Origin of the sequence: Qipengyuania sp. S6317L1, from assembly GCF_023015615.1 — a bacterium.
Classification (GTDB): domain Bacteria; phylum Pseudomonadota; class Alphaproteobacteria; order Sphingomonadales; family Sphingomonadaceae; genus Erythrobacter.
The window spans coordinates 957,060-981,577 of the sequence record NZ_JALKAJ010000002.1; the positions used below are offsets into that span (position 1 = coordinate 957,060).

The 24,518-nt window shown below is 59.9% G+C and carries 27 protein-coding genes and 1 tRNA gene; 10 read left to right on the plus strand and 18 right to left on the minus strand.

Annotated features, from left to right (window positions below):
- Positions 1-28 precede the first annotated feature (28 nt).
- The 7 genes from MWU38_RS05955 to MWU38_RS05985 all read right to left on the minus strand — a co-directional run bounded on the left by MWU38_RS05955 (position 29) and on the right by MWU38_RS05985 (position 4,618).
- Complete coding sequence (locus tag MWU38_RS05955; protein ID WP_247270895.1) at positions 29-919, minus strand: helix-turn-helix domain-containing protein; 891 nt, start codon at positions 917-919, stop codon at positions 29-31.
- Between the two features lie 21 nt (positions 920-940).
- Entirely contained in the window at positions 941-1,885 is a 945-nt protein-coding gene (locus tag MWU38_RS05960; protein ID WP_247270896.1) for an AraC family transcriptional regulator, read from the minus strand.
- Positions 1,886-2,041: 156 nt separating this feature from the next.
- Positions 2,042-2,401 (minus strand): 50S ribosomal protein L20, encoded by a 360-nt coding sequence (rplT, locus tag MWU38_RS05965; protein ID WP_247270897.1) that lies wholly within the window; start codon positions 2,399-2,401, stop codon positions 2,042-2,044.
- A 24-nt stretch (positions 2,402-2,425) separates the two neighbouring features.
- Entirely contained in the window at positions 2,426-2,629 is a 204-nt protein-coding gene (rpmI, locus tag MWU38_RS05970) for a 50S ribosomal protein L35 (RefSeq protein ID WP_247270898.1), read from the minus strand.
- Between the two features lie 265 nt (positions 2,630-2,894).
- A complete protein-coding gene (locus MWU38_RS05975) occupies positions 2,895-3,347 on the minus strand; it encodes a gamma-glutamylcyclotransferase family protein (protein ID WP_247270899.1) in 453 nt (150 codons plus the stop codon).
- Complete coding sequence (locus MWU38_RS05980; RefSeq protein ID WP_247270900.1) at positions 3,347-4,225, minus strand: inositol monophosphatase family protein; 879 nt, start codon at positions 4,223-4,225, stop codon at positions 3,347-3,349. The genes MWU38_RS05975 and MWU38_RS05980 overlap by 1 nt, the downstream gene beginning before the upstream one ends.
- Before the next feature lie 9 nt (positions 4,226-4,234).
- Entirely contained in the window at positions 4,235-4,618 is a 384-nt protein-coding gene (locus tag MWU38_RS05985; protein WP_247270901.1) for a ribose-phosphate pyrophosphokinase, read from the minus strand.
- 134 nt (positions 4,619-4,752) lie between these two features.
- Between MWU38_RS05985 and MWU38_RS05990 the strand changes: the two genes are divergently transcribed.
- Positions 4,753-5,232, plus strand: a complete 480-nt coding sequence (locus tag MWU38_RS05990; RefSeq protein ID WP_247270902.1) for a hypothetical protein — start codon at positions 4,753-4,755, stop codon at positions 5,230-5,232.
- 61 nt (positions 5,233-5,293) lie between these two features.
- Here MWU38_RS05990 and MWU38_RS05995 read toward each other — a convergent pair whose 3' ends face one another.
- From MWU38_RS05995 to MWU38_RS06005, 3 genes are all read right to left on the minus strand, one after another.
- Positions 5,294-6,229, minus strand: a complete 936-nt coding sequence (locus tag MWU38_RS05995) for a ribose-phosphate pyrophosphokinase (RefSeq protein WP_247270903.1) — start codon at positions 6,227-6,229, stop codon at positions 5,294-5,296.
- Positions 6,230-6,343: 114 nt separating this feature from the next.
- Entirely contained in the window at positions 6,344-6,805 is a 462-nt protein-coding gene (locus tag MWU38_RS06000; RefSeq protein ID WP_247270904.1) for a MarR family transcriptional regulator, read from the minus strand.
- On the minus strand, positions 6,783-8,075 hold the full coding sequence (locus tag MWU38_RS06005; protein WP_247270905.1) for a S41 family peptidase: 1,293 nt from the start codon (positions 8,073-8,075) through the stop codon (positions 6,783-6,785). Before MWU38_RS06005 ends, MWU38_RS06000 begins: the two co-directional genes overlap by 23 nt.
- A 250-nt stretch (positions 8,076-8,325) precedes the next feature.
- On the opposite strand from MWU38_RS06005, the gene MWU38_RS06010 reads away from it, so the two are divergent.
- Positions 8,326-8,616, plus strand: a complete 291-nt coding sequence (locus tag MWU38_RS06010) for a hypothetical protein (RefSeq protein WP_247270906.1) — start codon at positions 8,326-8,328, stop codon at positions 8,614-8,616.
- Between the two features lie 12 nt (positions 8,617-8,628).
- On the opposite strand, the gene glpX is transcribed toward MWU38_RS06010, so the two are convergent.
- Entirely contained in the window at positions 8,629-9,678 is a 1,050-nt protein-coding gene (gene glpX / locus MWU38_RS06015; RefSeq protein ID WP_281494540.1) for a class II fructose-bisphosphatase, read from the minus strand.
- A gap of 94 nt (positions 9,679-9,772) precedes the next feature.
- Between glpX and MWU38_RS06020 the strand changes: the two genes are divergently transcribed.
- On the plus strand, positions 9,773-10,366 hold the full coding sequence (locus MWU38_RS06020) for a hypothetical protein (RefSeq protein ID WP_247270907.1): 594 nt from the start codon (positions 9,773-9,775) through the stop codon (positions 10,364-10,366).
- Positions 10,367-10,392: 26 nt separating this feature from the next.
- Here the strand turns inward: MWU38_RS06020 and MWU38_RS06025 are convergent, their stop codons facing one another.
- Both MWU38_RS06025 and MWU38_RS06030 read right to left on the minus strand, forming a co-directional pair.
- Positions 10,393-11,730 carry a homoserine dehydrogenase gene (locus MWU38_RS06025; protein ID WP_247270908.1) on the minus strand — a complete coding sequence of 446 codons (1,338 nt, stop codon included), beginning with the start codon at positions 11,728-11,730 and terminating at the stop codon, positions 10,393-10,395.
- An 85-nt stretch (positions 11,731-11,815) separates the two neighbouring features.
- Positions 11,816-12,604, minus strand: coding sequence for a hypothetical protein (locus MWU38_RS06030; protein ID WP_247270909.1), 789 nt, complete (start codon positions 12,602-12,604; stop codon positions 11,816-11,818).
- Positions 12,605-13,162: 558 nt separating this feature from the next.
- Between MWU38_RS06030 and MWU38_RS06035 the strand changes: the two genes are divergently transcribed.
- The 4 genes from MWU38_RS06035 (at position 13,163) to MWU38_RS06050 (ending at position 15,852) form a co-directional block, all read left to right on the plus strand.
- Entirely contained in the window at positions 13,163-13,828 is a 666-nt protein-coding gene (locus MWU38_RS06035; protein ID WP_247270910.1) for an energy transducer TonB, read from the plus strand.
- Between the two features lie 76 nt (positions 13,829-13,904).
- Complete coding sequence (locus tag MWU38_RS06040; protein ID WP_247270911.1) at positions 13,905-14,717, plus strand: MotA/TolQ/ExbB proton channel family protein; 813 nt, start codon at positions 13,905-13,907, stop codon at positions 14,715-14,717.
- Positions 14,718-14,856: 139 nt separating this feature from the next.
- The gene (locus MWU38_RS06045) at positions 14,857-15,393 is read left to right on the plus strand and encodes a biopolymer transporter ExbD (RefSeq protein ID WP_247270912.1); all 537 of its coding nucleotides are present in this window, start codon (positions 14,857-14,859) and stop codon (positions 15,391-15,393) included.
- Between the two features lie 24 nt (positions 15,394-15,417).
- Positions 15,418-15,852: a biopolymer transporter ExbD gene (locus tag MWU38_RS06050; RefSeq protein ID WP_247270913.1), complete on the plus strand. Its 435-nt coding sequence runs from the start codon at positions 15,418-15,420 to the stop codon at positions 15,850-15,852.
- A gap of 327 nt (positions 15,853-16,179) precedes the next feature.
- On the opposite strand, the gene MWU38_RS06055 is transcribed toward MWU38_RS06050, so the two are convergent.
- The 5 genes from MWU38_RS06055 to MWU38_RS06075 form a co-directional block, all read right to left on the minus strand.
- The gene (locus MWU38_RS06055) at positions 16,180-18,642 is read right to left on the minus strand and encodes a ligase-associated DNA damage response DEXH box helicase (protein ID WP_247270914.1); all 2,463 of its coding nucleotides are present in this window, start codon (positions 18,640-18,642) and stop codon (positions 16,180-16,182) included.
- Positions 18,639-19,469, minus strand: a complete 831-nt coding sequence (locus MWU38_RS06060; RefSeq protein ID WP_247270915.1) for a DUF2059 domain-containing protein — start codon at positions 19,467-19,469, stop codon at positions 18,639-18,641. The genes MWU38_RS06055 and MWU38_RS06060 overlap by 4 nt, the downstream gene beginning before the upstream one ends.
- Positions 19,470-19,500: 31 nt before the next feature.
- A complete protein-coding gene (locus tag MWU38_RS06065; RefSeq protein WP_247270916.1) occupies positions 19,501-20,937 on the minus strand; it encodes a phosphomannomutase/phosphoglucomutase in 1,437 nt (478 codons plus the stop codon).
- Between the two features lie 188 nt (positions 20,938-21,125).
- Positions 21,126-21,455: a molecular chaperone DnaJ gene (locus MWU38_RS06070; RefSeq protein WP_247270917.1), complete on the minus strand. Its 330-nt coding sequence runs from the start codon at positions 21,453-21,455 to the stop codon at positions 21,126-21,128.
- A gap of 4 nt (positions 21,456-21,459) precedes the next feature.
- The gene (locus MWU38_RS06075) at positions 21,460-22,296 is read right to left on the minus strand and encodes a division plane positioning ATPase MipZ (protein ID WP_247270918.1); all 837 of its coding nucleotides are present in this window, start codon (positions 22,294-22,296) and stop codon (positions 21,460-21,462) included.
- Between the two features lie 135 nt (positions 22,297-22,431).
- On the opposite strand from MWU38_RS06075, the gene panC reads away from it, so the two are divergent.
- The 3 genes from panC (at position 22,432) to MWU38_RS06090 (ending at position 24,481) form a co-directional block, all read left to right on the plus strand.
- On the plus strand, positions 22,432-23,298 hold the full coding sequence (gene panC / locus MWU38_RS06080) for a pantoate--beta-alanine ligase (protein ID WP_247270919.1): 867 nt from the start codon (positions 22,432-22,434) through the stop codon (positions 23,296-23,298).
- A 25-nt stretch (positions 23,299-23,323) separates the two neighbouring features.
- Complete coding sequence (locus MWU38_RS06085) at positions 23,324-24,364, plus strand: DUF475 domain-containing protein (RefSeq protein ID WP_247270920.1); 1,041 nt, start codon at positions 23,324-23,326, stop codon at positions 24,362-24,364.
- Between the two features lie 43 nt (positions 24,365-24,407).
- Positions 24,408-24,481 (plus strand) — tRNA-Gly (locus tag MWU38_RS06090).
- Positions 24,482-24,518: the final 37 nt, after the last annotated feature.

The following is a 24,518-nucleotide window of genomic DNA, read 5'->3' on the forward strand; positions in this document are numbered from 1 at the left end:
GCCAGCCACCTTTTCCCGACGGCAGCGATTAGCCTCGATTCGGGTCGTGAAGCACTTGCACCGCCTCGCCCGCTATCGCCATTCTCGCCTGCGCGGCGGCCATCAAAATCGGCTTGTCCAGTTTTGCATATTCGGTCGGGCCCATACCCATAAAACGTTTGAAATCGCGAACGAAATGGGCCTGATCGTGATACTGCTCGTCGAGGGTGCTGAGCCATTTCAGCGAGGGATCGAGCATGAATTGCGCAAGGCTTCGCAAGAAACGTTGCCGGCGAAGAAGCAGTTTCGGCGTAAATCCGAAAGCGCGCTTCGAGAGCCGTTCAAGCGAACGAATGTTCATGCCGGTGCGATCTGCCAACTCGCTCACCATCGCCAGCTTGGGATCGACCAGAGCCGAACTGACCCTTTCAATCGCACGCATATCGTTGGTCTGGCGAAGGGCAATTGCCTCCATATGCCCCTCGATCAGGGCAAGCTCTTCGGCGAAACCTCCGTCGCTCTTCGCCAGGCTTTGCGCAAGCGGGCGAAACGCTGCGAAGGCTGGCTCACTTGCCCCGTCGGCAATCCGGTCGGCATAATCGCTGGCTTGCGCGGCAAAGAACGCCGCCCAGCCAAGCGGCATAAGACCGATGCCCCAGCTTCTGCCCGAGCCCATGCGAAATTGCGGCGAACACGACGTCGGTCCGGTGACAGAGAATTCAGGCACTGGCTCGAAAGGCCCGCCGTTGATCGCGCAATGCGCCGGATCTTGGCCAAGAAAGCGAATGTTTGCCCATTCGGGGTGAAGGCGGTCCTCGACCTGTCCCTCATCAGGCGATGCGACCACTTGCGTGTAGTAATAGGTCGTCACAAAGGGCTTCAGCCGCGCGCTGGGCAAGGCGAAGCGGATCGTGACCGAGCTGCCTGTTTTTGCATGCATGACCTTGTGCCTTGGCTCGCCCTAATCCGCGCTATCGCTCGATTGCCTCGGCGCATCGAGCGCCTGCGCCGCGCTGCCCCAGATGCGGGCTCTTGCCTCGATGAAAGAGGCAAGGATCGGGTGATCGAGGCTTGCGTATTTGCTGGGCGTCATTGTCATGAACTCGCTGAACTCGCGGGTGAATTGGGCCTGATCGTGATACTCTTCGTCCATCGATTGTGTCCACAAGGCGCCGCTGTGCAGCATGTAACTGGCAAGGCTTCTGGTGAAGCGTTGACGGCGCATAAGGCGCTTGGGGGTGAAGCCGAAATACCGCCGGCACACCCGCTCAAGCGTGCGAATGCTCATTCCGCACGCCTCGGCGAGGCTCGCGACAGCGAGGTGATCGCCATTGACCAAGGCGTTATGCACCCGAACAATCTTGGCCTCGTCGCGCGTGGGTCGCATCAGGCGCTTCATCACTTTAATGATCGCGGCAAGCTGCGCTTTGGGATCGGCATCCGGGTCACACAAGGTATCGCTCAGGCAATCGAACTGTGCAAATTGCGCATCTGCTGCGCCATCACAAAGCGCGTTGCGATAGTCAAAGGCGTCCGCATTGATGAGGCGCGCCCAACCAAGCGGCAGGAGGCCAATGCCCCACATGCGCGAGGTGCCAATGCGGAAATGACACGCCTCGGAGCTTGGCCCTGTCACCACGAAGCGAGCGCCCGAAAGGCTGTAATCGCCGATCTGGGAGGTCGGACACGAACCGCCAAAAAAGCGCAAATTCGCCCACTCTGGCTGAAGGTAATCCTCAACCTCGCCGCCACCGGGCACGTCAAGCTCGAGCTGATAGAAGGTTGTAAAGCACCCATCAAACTGAGCGGGCGGCGCGTGGAAATGCGCTCTAACGGATTGGTGCGTGCTGTTTGGCCGCTCAGCGACCGCACCCCGTCCAGAATTGAAAGTATCCTCCGCGCCCATGGCACGTGTGTGCAGCAACTGTCCGATAACTACAAGATTTGTGTCGCCGTTCTACAATCCGGAACGCCAGACAAACAAAGGGGCCGCGACGCTTTGCCAGCGCCGGGCCCCTTGTTTTTTCTTTGCATGCCGCCGAACCGATCGGCTGGCCTTGGCTTACGCTGGAAGCGCTTCTTTCGCCTGAGCGATGATCGTTTTGAACGCCGCTTCTTCGTTCATGGCAAGATCGGCCATGACTTTGCGGTCAAGCTCGATCCCGGCGAGTTTCACGCCGTGCATGAATTGCGAGTAGGTGAGGCCTTCGGCGCGCACTGCTGCGTTGATGCGCTGGATCCAAAGCGCGCGGAAAGACCGCTTCTTAACCTTGCGGTCGCGATAGGCGTACTGGCCTGCTTTTTCGACTGCCTGACGGGCAATACGGATGGTATTCTTGCGGCGGCCGCGGTAACCCTTGGCCTGTTCAAGAAGACGCTTGTGTTTCTGGCGCGTGGTAACGCCGCGTTTAATGCGTGGCATATCTCAAGTCTCCTTAAATCGCGATCAATCGAGCCCGTAAGGGGCCCATTTCTTCACTGTCTTCGCATCCGCATCGGCTGCGAGAGTGGTACCGCGGTTTTGACGGATATACTTTGCATTGTGGCTGATCAGACGGTGGCGCTTACCAGCTACACCGTGCTTGACCTTGCCGGTTGCGGTGATTTTGAAGCGCTTCTTCACACCGCTTTTGGTCTTAAGCTTGGGCATTTTCATCTCCTTCAATAGAGACACGTTGGACCAGCCCTGGCAGCCCTTGTCGCCAGGCCGGACTCGCAAATTCGTGTCAGTGAGGCGCGTCACATAGCGATTTTCGGGGGCAATGCAAGCGATTCGGGCACCGCGCCAGCGTGGGTTTAGTTGATGAAACGCAGCCTTGGCGCAGGGTCAATCAAGAACCGAAAGTTGCGCGTGGTGACAGAACGGCTCCGCCTGCAAGTGTGACGCGCATCAGCGATGTAGGAAAGCGGTATCTCTACCCGCCTGAATAGGCCCCTCCAGAATAGCTTGGCCGCCCCGTCTCGGTCAGCCACTGCGCAAAGTTCCCACTCGCAATGGGCTCAGACCCTTCCGGCAACTCATCGGTCCAGATGTAGGCATCGGCCAGCGTCTCGCCATATCCGTCCCAGCCATCAACGGGCACCGGTTGGCGCGTGTAGCTCTCGCCCTCGAACGCATCGACAGGCCCCATGTCCACATGGCTCGCCTCGTAGATTGTGCCGTGAACAATCGTCGAATAGCGCGCCTGTGTCAGGATAAGCGCAGGGAACCACTCGCCTTCAAAGGGGATCGCATAAAGCGCCCCTTGCGTCGTCGCAGGCGCTCCCATGCCGAGCCCGGCAAGGAACGGCCAGTCGCCCTCATCAGGGCCAAGGCCTTCCTGGAGGACGCCGTAAAAGAAGAGGTGAGTGGGTTGGCTCGCAACCATCACTCGTTGTTCGAAGGAAAGCTGAAACCTTCTGAACTCGGCAAGATCGAGCTGTCGGTCGATTGTTTTACATTGGGCGCAAGCTCGCTCGAACCCATTGCCGCCAGCACATCCTCGATCCGCGCCGGATCGCCCAATGCAATCACGGTCCCGTCGCTGTCGGCGTCAAGCGGATTGCCTTGCCAGTCGCTCATCACGCCGCCTGCGCCTTCGACCACGGGGACGAGTGCTGCGTAGTCGTGCAGCTTGAGCCCTGTTTCCATCACGAGGTCGATATGGCCACTCGCCAGAAGCGCGTAATTGTAGCAATCGCCGCCATAGATCGGCCACGGCTTCTTAGGGTAGGCGTTGGTGACCACATTCAGCCACGCATCGGCCTCATCCGCGCTGAAACAATGGGGCGAGGTGGTCGCCATGCTCATGCCCTCGATCCCGCGACAGGGCCGCGTTTTGACAGGCTTGCCATTAAGCGTCGTGCCATCGCCCACGCGGCCCGCCCAGCGTTCGCGCTGCACCGGTTGGTCGATGATGCCGAGCACGGGCCAGCCGTCCTGCATCAGGGCAATGAGGGTGCCGAAAATCGCGCGCCCTGCGACAAAGCTTTGCGTGCCGTCAATCGGATCAAGCACCCATTGGCGCCCTGCGCTCTCGTTGCTTGTGCCATATTCCTCCCCGATAATGCCGTCATCGGGGCGCTCTTCCTCGATCATCTTGCGCATGACCGCCTCGGCGGCGCGATCGGCCTCGGTGACGGCGGAGGCATCGGCTTTGGTTTCCGCCTCCCAGTCGCCCTTGGCGTCGCCGCGAAACAGCGGGCGGATGACGGAACCGGCTGCATCGGCAAGGCGGTTGGCGAATTCGAGATCGGCTGGAGTCATGGGGGCTATTTACCTATCCTGCCAGTAATCGAAAGCCTCGTTTTGGTGAAGCGCGATATAGGCCTTGGCCTCGGGCCCCTCCCAATCAAGCGGCCATTCGAGCCCAGACTTCTTGGCCATTTCGCCCGAAAGGTGCGAGCGGCTGACGAACCAGCCTTGTCCGGGCAGGCCGTCCGATTGCCGCACCACGAGGACCGCAAGCCCCGGCTCGCCTGCGATACGCGCATCCTCGTCATGGGCGTCGAGCACCTTGCACAATGCCCGCATCTTTGGCCGTGTAAAACGGTACCCGAGCAGCCCAAGCATTTGCGAATAGGTGAGCGCATTACCAGCACGCGCCGCACCGATGAGGATGTCGCGCACTTCGTCGGGGTCAAACATCATTTGGACCATTCATGTTTTTACTTAATCGCGGCCGACGCAATCTCGGCCAATAGGAACCGCTACACGTAGATTCAAAGGCCGTTCATTGACTTTACATACAATTTTGCCAATTGTCTGGGCCACGCTTGAATGGGGAAGATGATATGAAAGTTGCTCTTACCAGCCTCCTGACGCTCACGACAGGAGCCTTGCTCGCATTTCCCGCAAACGCGAATTCTGGCGCGAATTCTGGCGCGGGATCGCCGGGCATTCAGACACCGGCTTGCGTCGGCGACTATTGCAACCACTCCAAATTCAATCGCCTTCCGGGCGGGCGCTATGCGCACGCTTTGGATGCGACCGTCAGTCGGCTCATATCGCGCGGTTATCGGGCTCTGGAGGCTGAAAAACCGGAAAAGGCGATGCGCAGTATGCTCATGGCGCTGGAGCGGCGGCCCGATCACGCTTTGGTGCGGTTTCATGCCGGTGTGTCATCCTATGTTGCGGGCGATCTGACCGGGGCTCGTGAGCTGCTTGTGTCATCCCTGACGACAGCAAAGTATGGCCAGCTTTCCGAACGGCAACGTGAAAGCGCGCTTATCGTGATCGACAGGATTGATAAGGCAATGAGCCAGACCGGATAAACCGGCTGGCGACACAGTCCGACAACATCGGGCTATCGCAAAAAGGCAAAAGCTTGCGCGTTTAGTCAAACAGGCTGCTGACAGAGCTTTCGTCGGCAATCCGGCGGATCGCTTCGCCCACCAGCGGCGCAATCGGCAGAGCGCGGATTTTGTCTGATTTTTCCGCTGCTTCGGTCAACTGGATCGAATCGGAGATTACAAGCTCTTTCAGTTTAGAGCCATCAATGCGCGCCACCGCGCCCCCCGACAAAACGCCGTGGGTGATATAGGCGGTCACCGATTTCGCGCCATTTTCAAGCAATGCTTCGGCCGCGTTGCACAGCGTGCCGCCTGAATCGATGATATCGTCGATCAGAATGCAGTGACGGCCAGAAACGTCGCCGATGATGTTCATCACTTCCGATTCGCCAGGACGATCGCGGCGTTTGTCGACGATAGCGAGCGGGGCGTTATCGAGGCGTTTGGCCAAGGCCCGCGCGCGAACGACACCGCCCACGTCGGGCGAGATTACCATCAGATCCTGATCGCCGTAGCGCGCCTGAATATCGGCGGCCATGACGGGCGCTGCATACAGGTTATCGGTGGGAATATCGAAAAAGCCCTGGATCTGGCCTGCGTGCAGGTCAACCGCCAGAACTCGGTCCGCGCCCGCTTCGGTGATGAGGTTGGCGACCAGCTTTGCCGAGATGGGCGTGCGCGGGCCGGGCTTCCTGTCTTGGCGCGCATAGCCAAAGTACGGCACGACCGCCGTGATCCGGCGGGCCGACGCGCGGCGAAGCGCATCGATGCAGATCAACAGCTCCATCAGATTGTCATTGGCCGGATAGCCGGTGGACTGCACCAGAAACATATCCTGACCGCGGACATTTTCATGGATTTCGACGAAGATCTCTTCATCGGCGAACCGGCGCACGCTCGCATCGGTCAACGGTGTTTCGAGATAGGCGGCAATCGCCCGGGCGAGCGGCAGGTTGGAGTTGCCGGACATGATCTTCATCGTTGCGAATCCCCGCGTCAGTGAGTTGCAACCCCGCCTAATGAAGCGTCATTGAAATGCAACACGCGAAGGCGCGCTTGTCGACGGATGAGCGCGCATGCGTGCGAAAGCGCATCACTCTATCCGCTCGATCAGCGGTTTTTCTTCAAGAGCCGAGATAGTCTCAAGAAGCGTTTCAAAAACAGGCCCGCTGTCGCGCTCCATCGCGCGGTAGGCATCTGCGAGCTTGGCTGTCGCCTGTTTCATGAGCTCCAACTGTTCGCGCCCGAACGGCGTCAGGCTCAAAAGCTGACGCCGTGCATCCTCGGGATCGGGATGACGCTCGATCAGGTCGAGCTTGAGCAGTTTGGGCATCTTTTGAATGACAATCTGATGCGAGCGACCAAGCCGGGATGCAAGATCAGAGGCGCTTGCAGGCTGGCATTGCGACAGAGCCTCCAGCAAGGAGCACGACTTCACCGGTATGACGACACCACCGCGCTCAAAAATCGCGAGCGTTTGTGCCTCGATAAGGTCGCTCAATCGCTCCGCTTGCCGGCCAAGATAGGTGATATCAGTTGGATTCATCGCTCGCATCAACCCGCTTAAACACCTGCCTTGTGCCATCTGCAAAGATCCGCGCAAGCGCAAAGTCGCTGCGGGTATCGCCCACGATCTCCAAGCGGAAATCCTCTGTGCCTTCGACTGCAAAAAGGCGCTGCGAAAGAGGGCGCAACCCAAGCACGAATCGGCCTGCCCATTTGTATGTAAGCCCTTCATCTTCATGGATCAGCTCGCGGCCCTCATATTGCCCGGCAACATCGGCCAGCCATGCCTGAGAGAGTTCAGGGGGCGCGATAGCGGGGCGAAGACCTGCGAGAACCCAATCGCGCCGGGCGCTTGGTTCGAGTGCGTTGAGTTCCTCCAGCATGGCGAGGTGCGAAATCTTGAGCGCATGGCGGGAAGGCACGGCGAGATCGGGTGTGACCCCGATACCCTCAAACTCTTCGCCGGTTGGCCCGCGGATCTCGCCAATCGGCACCTGAATGAACCAGCTATCCTCCAGCGGGAACCGCTCGATAGCATGGCCCCCGCCCGCTGTCTGTGTGCCTACCACCTTGGCCCGTTCCATTTTCTGAAGCGAATGCGCCAGCCATTCCGCCGCAGAAAATGTCACCGAACTGGTGAGTACGTGCACCGGCATATCGGGGCGCCGTCGACCCGGCACGCCAGCAAGGACCCAATGCCCGCTTTCAATCCGCTTGCCGCCCTCATTGTAATAGTAGGAGGTGATCAACCGATCCTCCTCATTGGTGAAAAGGTGGCTTGCGATAAATTGGCCAAGGGCGTTGTAGCCTCCATTATTGTAGCGAAGATCAATGATCAGCCCCTCTGCATTTTCGACAAATTTGAGCGCCGCAGACGCCGTCGCGAAGGCTGCATCAGGCTCTGAGAAATTGTCGAAGCGCACATAGCCGATGTTACCGTCGAGCAAGCGGGCTTCGTTAAATCCATAGTTTGAAGCCGGGTCTTCGAGACTAGAAAACTCGACCGGGGATGGGCCTGTTTCTTCTTGTACTCCGACCACGAAATGGTGGTCACCCGTCGCATCGACCAAAGCATCAGTAAGGCGGTTTGCCCTCTGCGCATCTGTCATGTCGCTCCACCCGGGACCGGCCATTGCATCGCTGACGCTTTGCACGATGTCGGGCACGCGGGACGGGAAAACGTAGTTGTCGCGCAGCGCCTTTTCGATCGCCTGAACGCTTGGCCCTGACGCGGCGTTGGCCAAGAGTGCAGGGGCCATGAGGGCAGAGGCCTGAAGAAGGCAGAGAAAGGCCAGCATGGCACGCAGGAATGATGGCATTGGAGGTCTCCTGTATCGATTTGCTGGCGCTTTATACAACATATTGCGCAATATATTGCAAGTAGGGTTTGCGGCGGTTCTGCGGGCGCTCTTTTTACTCCTCGTTTGTCGGGGTTGCCGGTGACCATAAAAGCGCCGCCGTCGAGCGAGACCAGCGGGCACAGTTCGTGGCCGCCATAGAATGGGTCAGGGTTAACCCTCATTTAGGCAAGGGGCGGCATACTGCGGGCGAACCAGAAAAGGACGCATCATGCGCATCACATCTATCCCGGCGCTTCTCGCGCTTACTGTCGCGCTTGGCTCGTGCGGGCCGCAGACGCCTGAAGAAGTGCGTGAGGCGAGCATTGCGAAGTGCGAACGGCAGTTTGGACGCATGTCGCCTGACCCTGCGAAGGGCAACGCCTTGTGCTCCTGCATGACCGATCGCCTTGCCGAGCAGGGGCTTGAGGTCACCGATATGCTGGGCGCAGGGCGCGCGCAGGTGGAAAGCATCACGCGCGGCTGCGCGGCGCAGGCCGGCATCGCTTTGCCGACCCGCTAGGCTTCTTGCGCCCTATCCCCGGTGCGGCGCGATCCGGTGTTCGCCCCTGATCCAGCGCACTGTGCCGGACGAGGCGCGCATCACCACGCTATCGGTGGTCATGATGGTGGCACCAGTTGATTTCTTGCGTTTCTTCACCCCTTCGAGAAGTGACCCGTCGGTCACCCCGGTTGCGGCAAAGATGCAGTCCGATTTCGCCAGCTCTTCGAGCTTGTAGATCTTGTTAAGGTCGGTGATGCCCCATTTCTTGGCGCGCGCTTTTTCATCATCGTTGCGGAAAACGAGACGACCGTTGAACTGGCCGCCGACGCACCGCAGGGCCGCTGCTGCGAGAACACCTTCCGGCGCGCCGCCCTGGCCCATGTAAATGTCGATGGTGGTGTCCTGATCGGTCACGGCGATCACGCCTGCGACATCGCCATCGCCGATAAGGTGCACGCCGCAGCCAATTTCGCGCAGCTCTGCGATCAGGTCGGCATGGCGCGGACGGTCAAGGACGCAGACATTGATCTCCGAAGGCTTAACACCCTTGGCCGCCGCCACTGCCTCGACATTTTCAGTCGGAGTTTTGGCAAGGTCGATCACATCGGCGGGAAGGCCTGGCCCAACGGCGAGCTTGTCCATGTAAACATCGGGCGCATTCAAAAGCCCGCCTTTTTCCGACGCGGCGAGAACCGCAAGCGCGTTGGGACCGGCCTTGGCGGTGATCGTCGTGCCTTCGAGAGGGTCGAGCGCGATGTCGATTTTCGGGCCTTTATCAGGCGCCCCGCCGACCTTCTCCCCGATATAGAGCATCGGCGCTTCGTCGCGCTCGCCTTCACCGATCACCACGGTGCCGTCCATGTAAAGCGTATCGAACGCACGGCGCATGGCTTCCACCGCTGCTGCATCAGCCGCTTTCTCATCGCCGCGCCCGATCAATTGCGCCGCCGCCACGGCCGCCGCTTCGGTCACCCGGACCATTTCAAGAACCAGCACGCGGTCAATCGCATTTTGGTCATCTTGGTCTTTTGCGGCCAGTACATCTGTGCCAAGAGCAGCGTTCGTATCGGTAGTGTTCATCGCGAATTCAGTCCTTTTGCGCCCATGATGGGTCGGGGCCTTACCTGTCGCCAGAGCGCTTAGCCATGAGGACACACGCTTGTCGAGCATTCCTATGAATAACTCACCAATTGTGCGCGCTTGGGCTGCGGTCATTTGTGGCTCGGTTCTTGTTACGCCCCTGGCCGCGCAAGATGAAGATGGTGTGACATCCGATCCCGAAGGCGAAGCGCAGGTCGAAACCGCGGCCCCAAGCGCGCCTCCACGCCCGTTTGGCGGAGGGCTCGATCTGTCGGTGACCGTCCCGCGCGATCCCGATGCCGTGATCGAGGAACAATGCGAGCGCGAGAACGAAGTGGGCCGCATACAGGGCGAGATTGTCGTATGCCGCCAATTGGGCGAGGCAAGCGACGGGTCCTATGACCGCGAAGAATTCGAACGCAGCTATGCCGAGCGCACACAGGGCGAAAAACCCGTCAATGTTTCCGGTATGCGCGAGCTGGCCAATTCGATCAGCATCGGTTCAGCGCCCGAGCCGGTGTTGATGATCGACGTGGAAAGCCTGCCGCAAGCGCCCGAAGGTTCGGATGCAGACCGTATCGCAAGGGGTCTGCCAGCGCTCGGTCAGGATGAAGAGCTCAGCCCTGAAGAAATCCAGCGCCGCCGCCGCGCAGCCGGGCTCGATGCACCTGATTTGCCGGGGCAATAAGGGTCGCTACGACCCGCCGCCCCGGCTCAAGCCATAATCGGCAGAACCAGCGGCTCACCTGTCAGGCTGTCTGAACCCTCAAGCAGCGCGATCGCTTTCACTACATTGGCCTCTGGCCCTTCATGCGTGACCATCGCGACCAGCACTTCGCTGTCATCGCTTGCCCCGCCCGCCTTCTGCAGGCCCAGTTGAATAAGGCTTTCAATCGAGACATCGGCATCGCGCATGGCAGCCGTAATCTCGGCCAGAACGCCGGGGCGATCATTGACGGTAAAGCGAAGGTATGCACGGCCCATGCGGCCACCAGGCTCGGCAGGCGAAAGCTTCGTTAGAGCATCCACAGGCGCTGAAAACGGCGCGCCCACATCACCGCGCGCAATATCAATAAGGTCGGCCACAACCGCGCTTGCCGTCGGACCATCGCCAGCACCTGCGCCCTGAAACAACAGGCGGCCTACGTAATTGCCCTCTGCCACCACGGCGTTGGTCGGACCATCGACGGGCGCAAGCGGGTGATCTTTTGCGACAAGGCACGGGCGCACACGTTGAAGCAGCCTTGGCCCGTCTGCATCCTGCTGAACGTCGGCTTCGCCAATCAGGCGGATGACAAAGCCAAGCGCATCGGCCTGGGCAATGTCGGCGGCGCGCACCTGTACGATGCCGACGGTATCGACATTGGCAAAATCCAGCTCGACCCCGAACCCGATAGTGGCAAGGATCGCAAGCTTGTGCGCTGCGTCAACGCCTTCGATATCGAAGGTCGGATCGGCTTCGGCATAGCCAAGCGCCTGCGCCTCGGCGAGGGTTTCGGCAAAGTCTGCGCCGCTCGCCTCCATCGTGGTGAGGATGTAATTGCAGGTGCCGTTGAGGATGCCGTAAACGCGCGTCAGTTCATTGGCGCTTGCGCCTTCGCGAAGCCCTTTGACCACGGGAATGCCGCCGGCCACCGCCGCTTCGAATTTGAGCGCAAGGCCGCCTGATTCGGCTGCGCGGGCAAGCTCCATACCGTGATGGGCGACCATCGCCTTGTTCGCGGTGACAAGGCTTTTGCCGCCGTTAAACGCTGCGCGTGACAGGGTGAGCGCGGGGCCATCCGAACCCCCGACCAGTTCGACCACAACGTCGACATCATCGCGCGCGGCAAGTGCGGTCATATCGTCTTCCCACGCAAAGCCGCTGATATCGACGCCGCGATCCTTGCCCCGTTCGCGTGCGCTTACTGCGGTCACTTCAATCGGGCGTCCTGCACGGCCGGTGATCAGATCGCCGTTGGATTCCAGCAGGCGGATGACGCCCGCGCCCACGGTTCCAAGGCCCGCAAGGCCGATGCGCAAAGGGCGAGAAGATGATGCAGTGATGCCCAAGGAGTGCTCCCGAGTGTGTGATGATCCCAATAAGGCGCACCCGCTTAGGGGTCATCACTCTCACGTCAAGAGAGATTGCACGCCCTTACATCTGGGGCGGTGCGGTTATCGCAGTGGTTATCGCTCTGGGGCACGGGCCAAGCTGTTCGCGCACATAGCGATAGTCCTCCTCTGCCAACCGCCGCGCTGCCGGGTCGCGCGCAAGGTTGGCGCTTGAAGGCAGGCGGTCGGGCAAAGAGCACGCAAGACGATACCAGCGCAGCGTCTGGGGCCGGGGCGCGCGCGCCGCCGAATCGATGATTTCCCCCCAAGACACGCCCCACTGAGGCGGCTGTCCGGGTCGGCGCAGCACAGTGATGGAAACGGGCGAGCGATCCGTGGTCTTCACGAAGATCTGCGTTTCCGATTCGCCCACGAGCGTGCCGGGCACCGAAAGCGCATCGCCAATCCCCTCGACCATCGGCGGCACATCGCCAGAGGCAAGTTCGGTCAGGATCGGGCGCAGCCTCGCTTCAAAGGCGGGGGTGTAATCGAACATTGCCTGCTTTCCGGTCAACCGCACAGAGCCGCGATCGCCCTCGACCCGGTCTGCAAACAGCAGCACTTCGCGCTTCTTGTACTTCTGTGGCTTTCCCTTGGCGTCCAGCGGCACATCGACGAGAAACGCCAGCGATTCGCCCACTGCCGCCGAGCCGGCGATCAGCGAAACGGTCTGCGCTTCCATATAGAGCCTTGCAAATCCGGGCTCCAGACCGGGCGCTCTTTCGGGTTTCAAGCGGATCTGGCGGCGAATCTGGGCGCGGATAACCATGTCAGAACGTTCCGCAAGAGCGACCAAATCGGCATAAGTGGCCCTGTCTGCGGGATTGGCCATTTCTGGGACAGGGGTTTGGGAATAGGCAGGCGCAGCCGTTAACCCAAGGCCTGCCACAGCGCTTGCAATCACAGCTAGCCTGCTGAAGTTAAATGTTAAATTTGTGTTAACGCGCCAAACCATCGGGTTTCCTCATGTGCTTTATCCGCAAGCTTTTGCGGGTCTTCTTATTGCAAACCTATCGCAATGAATCACCCCTGAATGGATAAAGCGTTTGATTGCCTAGGTGTTGCTCGTTAATGGACATGGTTCGTGTTGAGGTTGGGGACAAAGTCAGCACGTGGAGAGCGCTGTTTCGTTTCTGGTCCATAATGGACTTGTTGCGTGCAGTCGATTGGGACGAAATTTCGCGAGCGCTTTGCCGGGTTGACGGGCGTCGTGTGAGAGAAATCTGACCAATCGGAAGTTCAAGATTCTGGGAGTCACAGCCCGGGTCTGGTTGAGTGCGTTGTTTGGCCGCCTTGGTTGCAATTCGACGATATCTTGGTTTGGCCCTGATGTGAAAATTGTGTGTCGAACTCCCCGGTTCGACATTGAGTATGGAGTGAAAGCGACTGCATGTCCTACGCTGACCAATCAAATAAGCTGACGCCAGCAAAAATGGTCGGGCTCATCTTCGCCGTAGGGTTTGTTGCTCTTGCCCTTGTGGGTATGGCAATGGGTCTGACGATTAGTAAGGCGGTCCAAGCGATCGAGCGCGTTACGACGGTTGATATTGAGGAACCACCACCCCCGCCGGAAGAACCCGACGAGGTACCACCACCGCCGGAGAATGCACCGCCACCTCCGCCGGTAGCACCGCCGCCGCCGATCGTGATCGCGCCGGCACCCCCACCAATTCAGACGCAGCCGACGCCACCGCCGCCTGCGCCTCCGGTTCTGGTGATTCCACCTCCGGCTCCTGTTGCGCCACCACCGCCGCCTTCTCAGGCACGTGGTGCAAGCCCGCGCGGTCAAAACCGCTGGGCTGGCCGGATCCAAGAGAACTATCCATCACGCGCCCTGCGTGAGGAAATCGAGGGCACTGTCGGTGTCCGCGTGACGGTAACCGCAGACGGCCGTGCAACCGGCTGTCAGGTCACGTCGTCAAGCGGCTCGGGCATTCTCGATGAGGCAGCCTGTAAGGGTGTGGAGCGCTATGGTCGCTTCAATCCAGCGCTCGATGACGCTGGCAACCCGACAACGGGCGCATTCTCGACCCGGATCACTTATCGATTGAACTAACCAAATACCGCATGTGCTGGCGGAGGGGACAATCTCGCCAGGGCTTACGGAAATTTTCTCAAGAGGATTACTCGCAATGAACCTTTACTATCTTGCTGCGGCGGCTGCCGACACTGAAGCACCCGTCAACGAGTTCGGCTTCTGGAAGGCCATGGAAGAAGGCGGCCCCGTCGCCTGGTCGATCCTTGCTGTCATGATCATCATGTCAGTTGGCTCGTTCTACATCCTGTTCACCAAGTATTTCGAACAAGCCAAAGTGATGCGTCAGTACAAGAACGTCCAAGGCGCGTTCTGGCGTGCAGGTTCGCTTCGTGAAGGCGCTACCAAGCTCGACAAGAACTCGGCATGGCGCCAGCTTGCCGACGATGCTGTGACCGCACAGGATCACCACGGCAAAATGGAAGGTGCAGGACAAGAAGTTCACTTCGTCGAAGAAGAGCTTGCCCACTCGCAAAACACCATCAACCAGGCTCTGTCTGGCGGTCTTTCCTTCCTCGCATCGGTCGGCGCTACCGCACCGTTTATTGGTCTGCTCGGCACCGTGATCGGTATTTACCGCGCTCTGATCAACATCGGCATCGAAGGTTCGGCATCGATCGACAAGGTTGCAGGTCCGGTTGGTGAGGCGCTCATCATGACCGCTATCGGCCTTCTCGTGGCTGTGCCTGCTGTGCTTGCGTTTAACTGGCTCCAGTCGCGCAACCGCCGCATCGACGCTCTGATGACCGACTTCTCGAACAACATCGTCGCCTACATCGGCTCGAACGGCGCTATCAAGCCAACCACTGGTGCAGCAGCACCAGCCGGCAAGAAGCCAGCAACCGCGGCAGCAGCTGCCAAGAAGCCAGCCACCACGGCTGGCGGTGCAAGCGCATCGGTCAAGAAGTAATCGTCTTGCCGCCGGTCGCGCAGTAACCCTGCAAGACCGGCGGCACCTCGACGGGTCGGACGCCCGATAGGCCCCAGGCCGGCAAAGCTTCCGCCCCGGCAAGACCAACGCTCCTCTTTGAGCAAGTAAGGAATTCACAATGGCGATTTCGACGGGAGGCGGGGGCGATACCCCAATGTCCGACATCAACACGACGCCACTCGTGGACGTGATGCTGGTTCTCCTGATCATCTTCCTGATCGCGGTTCCGGTCGCGATCCAGACGATTGAACGGCTGGAGATCCCTATCTTCGAATCACGCGAGTCGAAGAATAAGGTTGAAAACCTCCAGCTCACCGTCAGCACCACCGACGCAGCCGGTAACACAGCGGGTCCGATCCGCACCGGCTTCCAAGGTGCAACACGCTCTGGCGAATGCCGGGTCTATTTCAACAACATCACACCGATGACTTCTGAAGAACTCTACAACGCGGCGTTCGAACGCCTCGACAAGATTGTTCAGGCTGCCGGCGGTGTCGAAGCGATCATGAATGATCCTGAAAAGATCCCGCAGGTCCACATCCGTGCCGACAAGAACGCTCCATGGCGCTGCGTCGCAGGGGCTATCTACAACGTTCAAGCTGCTGGCTATCCGACGGTTGGGTTCATTTCCAATCCTGTCGATCCAAACGGCTAACGGCTAGAATAAGGAGAAACTGACATGGGTATGGCTGGAGGTAAACTCGACGGCGAACCGATGATCGACATGAACATGACCCCGCTGATCGACGTTTTGCTCGTTCTGCTGATTATGTTCATCATCACCATTCCGGTGGCGACCCACTCGGTCGACATCGATCTTCCATCAGGTGAGACACCGCCGAGCGATGTCATTCTTGACCCGGTGAAGAACAAGCTCGTTCTGACGGCTGCAAACCAGATCCTGTGGAATGGTGAAACCATCACACAAGGTCAGCTGCGCACGCTTCTCGCTGAGAGCACGCAGATGGCGGTTGAGCCTGAGCTGCAATTCGAGCCTGAAGCACTCGCCAGCTACGATCTTTCAGCCAAGGTGCTGCAAACGATCAAGACATCAGGCGTGACCAAGTTCGGCTTTGTCGGAAACGAGAAATACCGCGTTTTCGGCAAGGAATAAGCTTTAGAGCCTCGGCTCTGACAAAGGGCGCTGCGGGAAACCGCGGCGCCTTTTTTGTTGTGGGGGGTGTTTGTCTTTGAAAGGCGTATCCGCGCCTTCGTCCTCGGTGCTGTTCCCTCCGCTGCGCTGCGGGGCACCTGCGGGCGCACGGTCGTGCTTTGCGGTTTCTGGCGAAACCGTGCTCCGCGACTTCATTGATATATAGAGCCAGAACGACGCCGCAGGCGTCGCAAGAGCGCCCCCCCGCCCGCAGGGGGGCCGTAGCGAATGCGAAGGCCGTCTAGCGAGGACGAAGGCGCGGATGCGCTTTCGCAAAGAGAAACAAGCTTAATCCCCCTCAAGGGGCGGATCGATCCGCATAGCTTCACCCACAAGGCTCTCCGCCTCGATCAGCAGCTCGTCATCGACAGCGCCTTGTGGCACGGCCTCGCGCCCGATCATCGTCATCACCGGCACCGCGAGGGGCGAAACCCGCTCAAGCTCCACATGCACCAGCTCATGCTGCGAACGCTCTAGCAAATCCGCAAGCCGCCCCACATCTGTCATCCGCGCGCGCGCATCGGCCCAGGCGGCCTCTAACAGCACGTGGTCAGGCTCATATTTCTTGAGCACATCGTAGATGAGGTCGGTCGAGAAGGTGACTTGCTTGCCCGTCTTGCGCTTGCCCGGATGCTGGCGTTCGATCAGGCCGCTGATAACCGCCACTTCGCGAAAAGCCCGGCGCAATAGGTGGCTCTCGGTCACCCAGTCGGTGAATTCCTCTGTCAGAATATCAGGCGACAACAGCGGCTTGGGGTCGGTCACGGGTTTCAGCCCCCACACCGCCAAAGTGTAGTCATTCGCCACAAATCCGGCAGGCATCAGCCCCAGGCTCTCCATCCGCCGAGTGATCAGCATGCCGAGCGACTGGTTCGCATTCCACCCCTCGAAGGTGTAATAGACGGTGTAGTGCTTGCCCCCGTGCGGGAAGCTTTCGACCAGCAATTCGCCGGGCTTTGGCAGGCGGCTGCGATAATCCTGCACCTCGAGCCATTCGCGCACATCATCGGGAAAGCGCCCCCAGCCCGCGCGATCGTCCAGCATGGCCTGCACCCGCGTTGCCAGATGGCTGGTGAGCGGTAGGCGCAAGCCGCCATAGGAAGGGATCGTCGCCGATGTCTTCGCCGCGCGCACAATCACATCCATGTCCTTGACGCTCTCCACCTCAAGGCTCATTCCCGCAAAGAAGAAGGTGTCTCCGGCGGACAATTGCGCGGCAAACCGCTCTTCCACCTTGCCAAGCTGCCGCCCGTTCTTGAAGCGCACCTGGAGCATTTCACTATCGACAATGATGCCGGCGTTCATCCGGTGGCGCTGCGCCTGATTGGGGTGGGAAAGCCGCCATACGCCCGCTTTATCGCGCACGATCCGCTTGAACTTGTCATAGGCCTTGAGTGCGTAGCCGCCGCTCTCGACAAAATGCAGCACCCGCTCAAATGTCGCCTTGTCGAGCCACGCATAGGCCATGGACGAGCGGATTTCGGCAAGCAGATCGTCCTCGTGAAAGGGCGCCGCGCAGGCGCAGGCCATCACGTGCTGGGCGAGCACATCAAGCCCGCCGGCGCGAAATTCCTCGCCGTCGCGCATCCCTTCGTCGACCGCGTCTTTTGCCGCCATGGCTTCGAGGAATTCAAACCGGTTCCCGGGCACCAGGACCGCGCGGCTTGGCGTATCGAGACGGTGGCCTGCGCGCCCGATTCGCTGCAAAAGCCGCGAAGAACCCTTGGGCGCGCCCATCTGCACGACCAGATCAATATCGCCCCAATCGACCCCCAGATCGAGGCTTGCGGTGCACACCAGAGCGCGCAATTCGCCTGCCGCCATTGCATCCTCAACGCGGCGCCGCGCCTCTTTTGAAAGGCTGCCGTGATGGACCCCGATCGGCAGATTGTCCTCGTTCACCTCCCACAGGCACTGGAAAATGAACTCGGCCAGAAATCGCGTATTGGTGAAGACCAGCGTGGTGCGATTGGCGGCAATCGCCTCCATCAACTGACCCACCGCCCAGCGACCTGCGTGCCCGCCCCAGGGAACGCGCTCTTCGATGGGCAGAAGGATATCAACCTCGGGCTCGGCACCGTCTTCGCCCAGAACAAGGTCGGCCTTCTGGATTTCGCCTGTATCATCAGCAGGCTGGGCTGTAAGCCACTCCTGAAAGCTGAGCGGGTTGGCGAGCGTTGCCGACAATGCCACCCGCTGCATATCGGGTGCGAGGCGCTGCAACCGCGCCAGCGCCAGCGCGAGAAGGTCGCCGCGCTTGCCCGTCGCAAAGGCGTGCACCTCGTCGATCACCACGCGTTTCAGCGTGCGGAAAAGCTCCATGCTCTCCGGGTAAGACAGAAGCAGCGACAGGCTCTCCGGCGTTGTCAGCAGCACGTGGGGCGGCTTTTCGCGTTGGCGTTTCTTGCGATCAGACGACGTATCGCCAGAGCGCGTCTCGACCCTGATGGGAAGGCCGATCTCCTCGATCGGGGTGAGCAAATTGCGCTTCACATCGTGAGCGAGCGCTTTGAGCGGAGAGACGTAGAGCGTGTGGAGGCCATCTTCGGGCGGCTCGCCCCCGGAGGGCGCAAAATCGCACAAGGTGGGCAGAAAGCCCGCAAGCGTCTTGCCCGCGCCTGTATCCGCCACAAGCAGCGCATCGCGCCCTTCGCGCGCCTTTGTGAGCATATCCAGCTGGTGGCGGCGAATACGCCACCCGCGCGCGTCAAACCACGACTGGATTTCGGAAGGGACTGAGGGTGCTGTCACTCGCCTTGAGGATCGCTTTCGACACGTGGTGAAACCACATCTTCAAGCGAGGCTGCATCCACGCCCAGAAGCTGCGCCATGCGGCTGCGCTCTTCGGGGCTCAAGTCTGCGACGTTACGCTCCGGCGGGAGCGCGGCCATCGCCGCTTCGATCTGGGCGCCCATATCGCCGAATTGCTGCATCATCTGCGGCATCGCCTGCATGCTTGCCGACATGACTTGCGGATCAGCCATCAGCTTGATGTTTTCCTGAGCGTAGAGCTTGCCCGTCGGCGTTTCGAAGAAGGCGGCAATATCGGCAAGCTGCGCATCGTCGAAGCGGATCGCATAGGCTTTGGCCATCCCTTCCTTGAAGCCGGGCTCGATCAGGACTGCGGCCTCGAACATGATGTCGCCCATAACGTCCTGTATGATGGTGCCGCGCTCACTGAAGGCGGGATCGAGCAATAGGGCGAGGTCGGCTTTCTCCTCCTGTGAGAGTGCAGCCGTCACTTCCGGTTCGACCAGGAGACGGCTTCCGATCACCATGTCGGCGGCGCCGGGACCGCTCATCATATCGAGTAAAGGCATCATGGTGCTCGACATCATTTCGCCCATCATGTCGGCATAAAAGCCTTCGGGCATCATCACGTCGATCAACGCTTTTGCAGCGGGCAGCCGCGCCTCTTGTTCGTCGGTCAGGGGTTCGGAAGCGAACATTCCTGCGAACATGTCGCCCATCGCTTCAAGCTGCTGCGCGCTTGGCTCACCCGATCCTTGAGCAAGCGCGGGCGCAGGGGCAGCAATGAGCGAGAGGCCCGATGCGGCGGCAAGTAGGAAACGTTTCATGTCTCTAATCCTCAATGCAATCGTTTGACGATTAATGCCCGACACTCTCGCCGCGTTCCAGACCCGAAAGCGAGAGTTGCTCGTCGATCTGCGCGATCAGGCGTTCGAGGCCTTCTTTCGTATCGCTTTCCGCGCGCGCGACCAGCACATCCTGTGTGTTCGAGGCGCGCAGCAGCCACCAGCCATCGGCGGTATTCACGCGCACGCCGTCGGTTGCATTGACCTCTTCGACGCCATCGCCGGGATCGGTGGTAAGCCGCTCAGTGATTTCGGCCATCGCAGGGAATTTGCGCGCTTCGTCCACTTGGAAACGCATTTCCGGCGTGTTGAGCATATCGGGAATGGCCCCGCGAAGCTCGGTCACCGATTTGCCCAACCGCGCCGAGGCGGCAAGCAGGCGAACGCCGGCATAAAGCGCATCGTCAAAGCCGTAATAGGTATCGGCGAAAAATACGTGCCCGCTCATTTCGCCAGCGAGAGGCGAGCCCGTCTCCTTCATTTTGGATTTAATGAGCGAGTGGCCCGTCTTCCACATCAGCGGTTTTCCGCCGCACTTTGCCACGTGGTCGAACAGCGCGCGGCTCGCCTTCACATCGGCGATAATCGTTTGACCTTGATGGGTTTTCAGAACGTCTTCGGCGTAGATCATGAGCAGCTGATCGCCCCAGATCACCCGGCCTTCACCGTCAATCGCGCCGATCCGGTCACCGTCGCCGTCAAAGGCCACTCCAAAATCGAGGTTCTTCTCCGCGACAAGCTTGCGCAAATCCACCAGATTTTCCTCAACCGTTGGATCAGGGTGGTGATTTGGAAAATGACCGTCAACTTCAGTAAACAGCAAATGGTGTTCACCCGGCAATCGCGCCGCCAACGCTTCGAGAGCAGGTCCGGCCGCTCCGTTCCCTGCGTCCCAGCCGACCTTCAGGCCGCCGAGTTTGCTCTCGTCAATTCCGGCAAGTCCTTCGAGCATGCGCTCGACATACTCGCCAAGGATGTCGCGGGACGAGACTTCTCCCGCCCCTTCGGCCCAGTCCCCGGCCGCCGCCATCGTGCCGAGCCGCTGGATATCGGCACCAAAAAACGGTCGCCCCTGAAATACCATCTTGAAGCCGTTGTAATTGGGGGGATTGTGGCTGCCAGTTATCTGAATGCCGCCTTTCACCTCTTCGCTTGAAGCTTCGGCGTAATACAACATCGGGGTCGCGCCCATGCCGACCGTGACCACATCGCAACCGCTGGCCGTCAGCCCTTCGACCAGAGCGTGTTCGAGCATGGGTGAGCTGACCCGTCCATCGTAACCCACCGCGACTTTTGGCGCTCCTGCGATGCCGGCCTCTTCTTCTGCGCGGCGAAGCAGGGTCCCGAACGAACGGCCAATTGCGCGCGCGTCGTCCACTCCCAGTGTTTCGCCAATAATGCCGCGGATGTCGTATTCGCGAAGGACAGTGGGATCAAAAGTATGTGACATGAGAAGTCGGGCCTCAATTCGAGAGTGATTGACAGGTGGCTACTCAGCTATGCTTAGCAGCCAATCCCTTGCAATGCTTGCAAAGATTGGTGCCAATTTGGTGATTAAGGCGGTCAAGCCATTTGGGCAGGCCGGTGTTCAGGCTGGCCGGTGTTCAGGCAGGCCACTGTTTCAAGTTAGCACGTGTTTCAGGCTGGCGGCTCTTTGCCAGATTGCTCGCTATCCCCGGCCCCCAGATCGGCCAGCAGGATATCGCGCGCGTCATTGGCATCGTGCACCTTGGTGCTCGACCCGCCGCGATCGGGATGAACCTGTGCGATAAGCTTTTTGTGCGCGCTTATTATTTCCTCGCGGGTCGCCTTGCGCGTTACGTCCAGATGTCTGCGCGCCTCTGCCAGTTTTTGTGCCTGGGATTTCTGGCGCGATTGCGGGCCCGAGAGCATTTCCCAAGGCCATTTGCCGATGGCCCAGCGGAACAGCACCGCGACAAGCACGAGGATGACGGCAAATTTCAGCATGACGTCATGCAGCCTCCATCGAAGGCTTGGCCCCGTTTTTACCGCTTGTCATATCGGGTAGCTGCAAAGCCATCACGAGGGACCGCAGCTCCTGGCGCGCGACCAGGTGGCTGGTGCCAAGTTCGCCCAGATGCCCCTTGTCGAGGAGGGTAAGTCCCGATGGGAAAAGCTCGCGGTAGATCACCCGCTCTGACAAGCCGTGGGTCACCCGAAAGCCTACCCGCTTCGCCATTTCGGTAAGCGCCTTGTTGATCCGCGCCATGTTGCGCGCCTCGGTGTGGCCGGTGCGATTGCGCACCACGATCCAGTCCATTTCGGGTCGCTCGCCGCTCGCGGTGGCGCGGCTTCTCTTCATGCGCGCCTCCCAGATAAGCTCGGCGAAAAAGGACAGCTTTTTCACCTTGAAGTTTTCCGGATCGACCTGTCCGATGAGGTCAAAATCGACGAAACTGTCGTTCATGGGGGTGACCAGAGTGTCGGCCTGCTCGACCGCTGCGCGCGCCAGAGGATCATCGCGGCCCGGATTGTCGATGATTAAAAAATCGCAGTCGTGTTCAAGTTTGTCGATCTTGATGCCAAGCGCCTCTGCGCTGCGGCCCTTGAACACTTCGCAGGCCGGCGTCGGAAGTTCCAGCCCGCGCCGCTGCATCGTGTGGAAACGGTTTTCCATATAACGGTGCGATGTGCGCTGGCGCGGATCGAGGTCGAGCATGGTCACCCGCGCGCCCTGATAGGACAGGGCTACCGCGACGTGCACAGCCGTCGTCGACTTGCCGGTTCCGCCTTTCTCATTGGCAAAAACAATCCGGTGTGTGCCGTGTTTTGCAGGCGCGCCGCCCATAGAAACTATCCTGTGCGTTGGGCCGGTGCGCCACGCCCACCGGCTTCGAATGTTGACCCATTGCGTAAGGGGAGCTTGTGAAAACGCAGCGCCCCGGTCTATCGCGGCCCAAGTGTTATCCGAGGGGAGCCAGAGGTGCAAACTGCAACCACGCTCGAAATGTTGAGAACAAGTGTCGCTAGGCTTCGCGAAAATGGCGCGCGTATTGGCCTGGTGCCGACGATGGGCGCGCTGCACGAAGGGCATCTGACCCTGGTCCGCCGTGCACGCGAGGAATGTGACGGTGTTGTCGCCTCGATCTTCGTAAACCCGACGCAGTTTGGCCCCAATGAGGACCTCGATGCCTACCCGCGCCAGCTGGCCGAAGATGCCGCAATGCTGGAGGCCGAAGGCTGCGCGCTCCTTTGGGCGCCGGAACCGGGCGAAATGTATCCGGACGGCCCGGAGAATTTCGTGACCAGCATTTCGGTCAGCGGGGTGAGCGAGGGGCTGTGCGGCGCGGCGCGGCCCGGCCATTTCGACGGCGTTGCAACGGTCGTGAACAAGCTGTTCAATCAGGTCGCGCCCGACATGGCCTTTTTCGGCGAGAAAGATTTTCAACAGCTCGCCGTTATTCGCGCGATGGCCCGCGATCTCGATCTCACGCGCCCCCATGTGCACTCCATCATCGGTGTGCCCACCGTGCGCGAGAGCGATGGCCTCGCCATGTCGAGCCGCAATCGCTACCTGTCCGAAGGCGACCGCGCCGCAGCCACCACCCTGCCGCAATCGATGAAAGCGGCGATTGCACGGATCGAGGACGGGCAGCCGGTGGCCCCGGCCCTTGCCGCGCTCGAAGGGGAATTGTTGCAGGCCGGATTTGCCAGCATCGACTACGCCGTTCTTGCCGATAGCGCTTCCCTTGCGCCACTGGAGCGCCTAACGCGATCGCCTGCGAGGCTGCTGGTTGCCGCGCGCATTGGCACCACCCGCTTGATCGACAACATGGCCGTTTCCGCGTGACCGGCGACGAAGGACTTACACCGCGATGCTGAAGCACTTCTGGGGCTCTTTCCTCTTCACCGCCATCTGCATGGCGCTGGGCGGATGGTATGGCTGGACGATGTCCGGCACTCTTGAGGGCACGCTTTCGATCCTCTGGATCTGCGCGGTGCTTGCAGTGCTCGAAGTCTCGCTTTCTTTCGACAATGCCGCCGTCAACGCCTCGATCCTCAAAGACATGGACCCGGTCTGGCAGCAACGCTTCCTCACATGGGGCATTGCGATTGCGGTGTTCGGAATGCGGGTGGTATTCCCGATCGTGATCGTGATGGTCGCGGCCTCGCTTGGCCCCGTGGACGCGGTGCGTCTGGCGCTAAGCGACCCTGCCGAATACCAGCGCATCGTCAGCGATGCGCATATCGGCCTGATGGGATTTGGCGGTGCATTTCTTGGCATGGTGGGGCTCAAATTCTTCTTCGACTCAGAGAAGGACCACGACTGGATCCACGTGATCGAGCGTCCCCTGGCAAAGGTTGCCGATATCGAAGCGATCTCCATCGGCCTTGTTCTTGCAGGGACCTGGGCAACTTCGACCATGCTGGCGGACGCGGACGCGCTGACCTTTATCATTGCGGCGATTGGCGGGCTTTTGACCTATCTCGCCGTCGAGATCGTCAACCACGTGCTTGAACCACCCACCCCGTCTTCAGGCGATGTCGCCAAGGCCGGGTTTGGCGCGTTCCTTTATCTCGAAGTCCTCGATGCAAGTTTCTCCTTTGACGGAGTGATCGGGGCCTTTGCGCTCACCAATAACCTCATCATCATCGCTATCGGCCTTGGCATTGGCGCGATGTTTGTGCGTTCGATGACCATTTTCCTCGTGCGCAAGGGCACGATGAGCGAATATCGCTACCTCGAACACGGCGCGTTCTACGCGATTCTGGCGCTCGCGGTGATCATGTACATCAACACCTTCGCGCATATTCCGGAGGTCATCACCGGGCTGATTGGCGCTGTGCTCATCGGCCTTGCGTTCTGGTCATCGGTGCGCGCAAACCGGGCCGAGGCGACGGCTCAAGTTGCTTGACGAGCGCGCTGATTTAGTGGCAATGGGCGCGCCTAGCTGACGAGCGGGTATAGCATAGTGGTAATGCTCCAGCCTTCCAAGCTGGCTAGAGGGGTTCGATTCCCCTTACCCGCTCCAAAATTTTCATCACAAATAGCTTTTCTAGTTTCGCTTT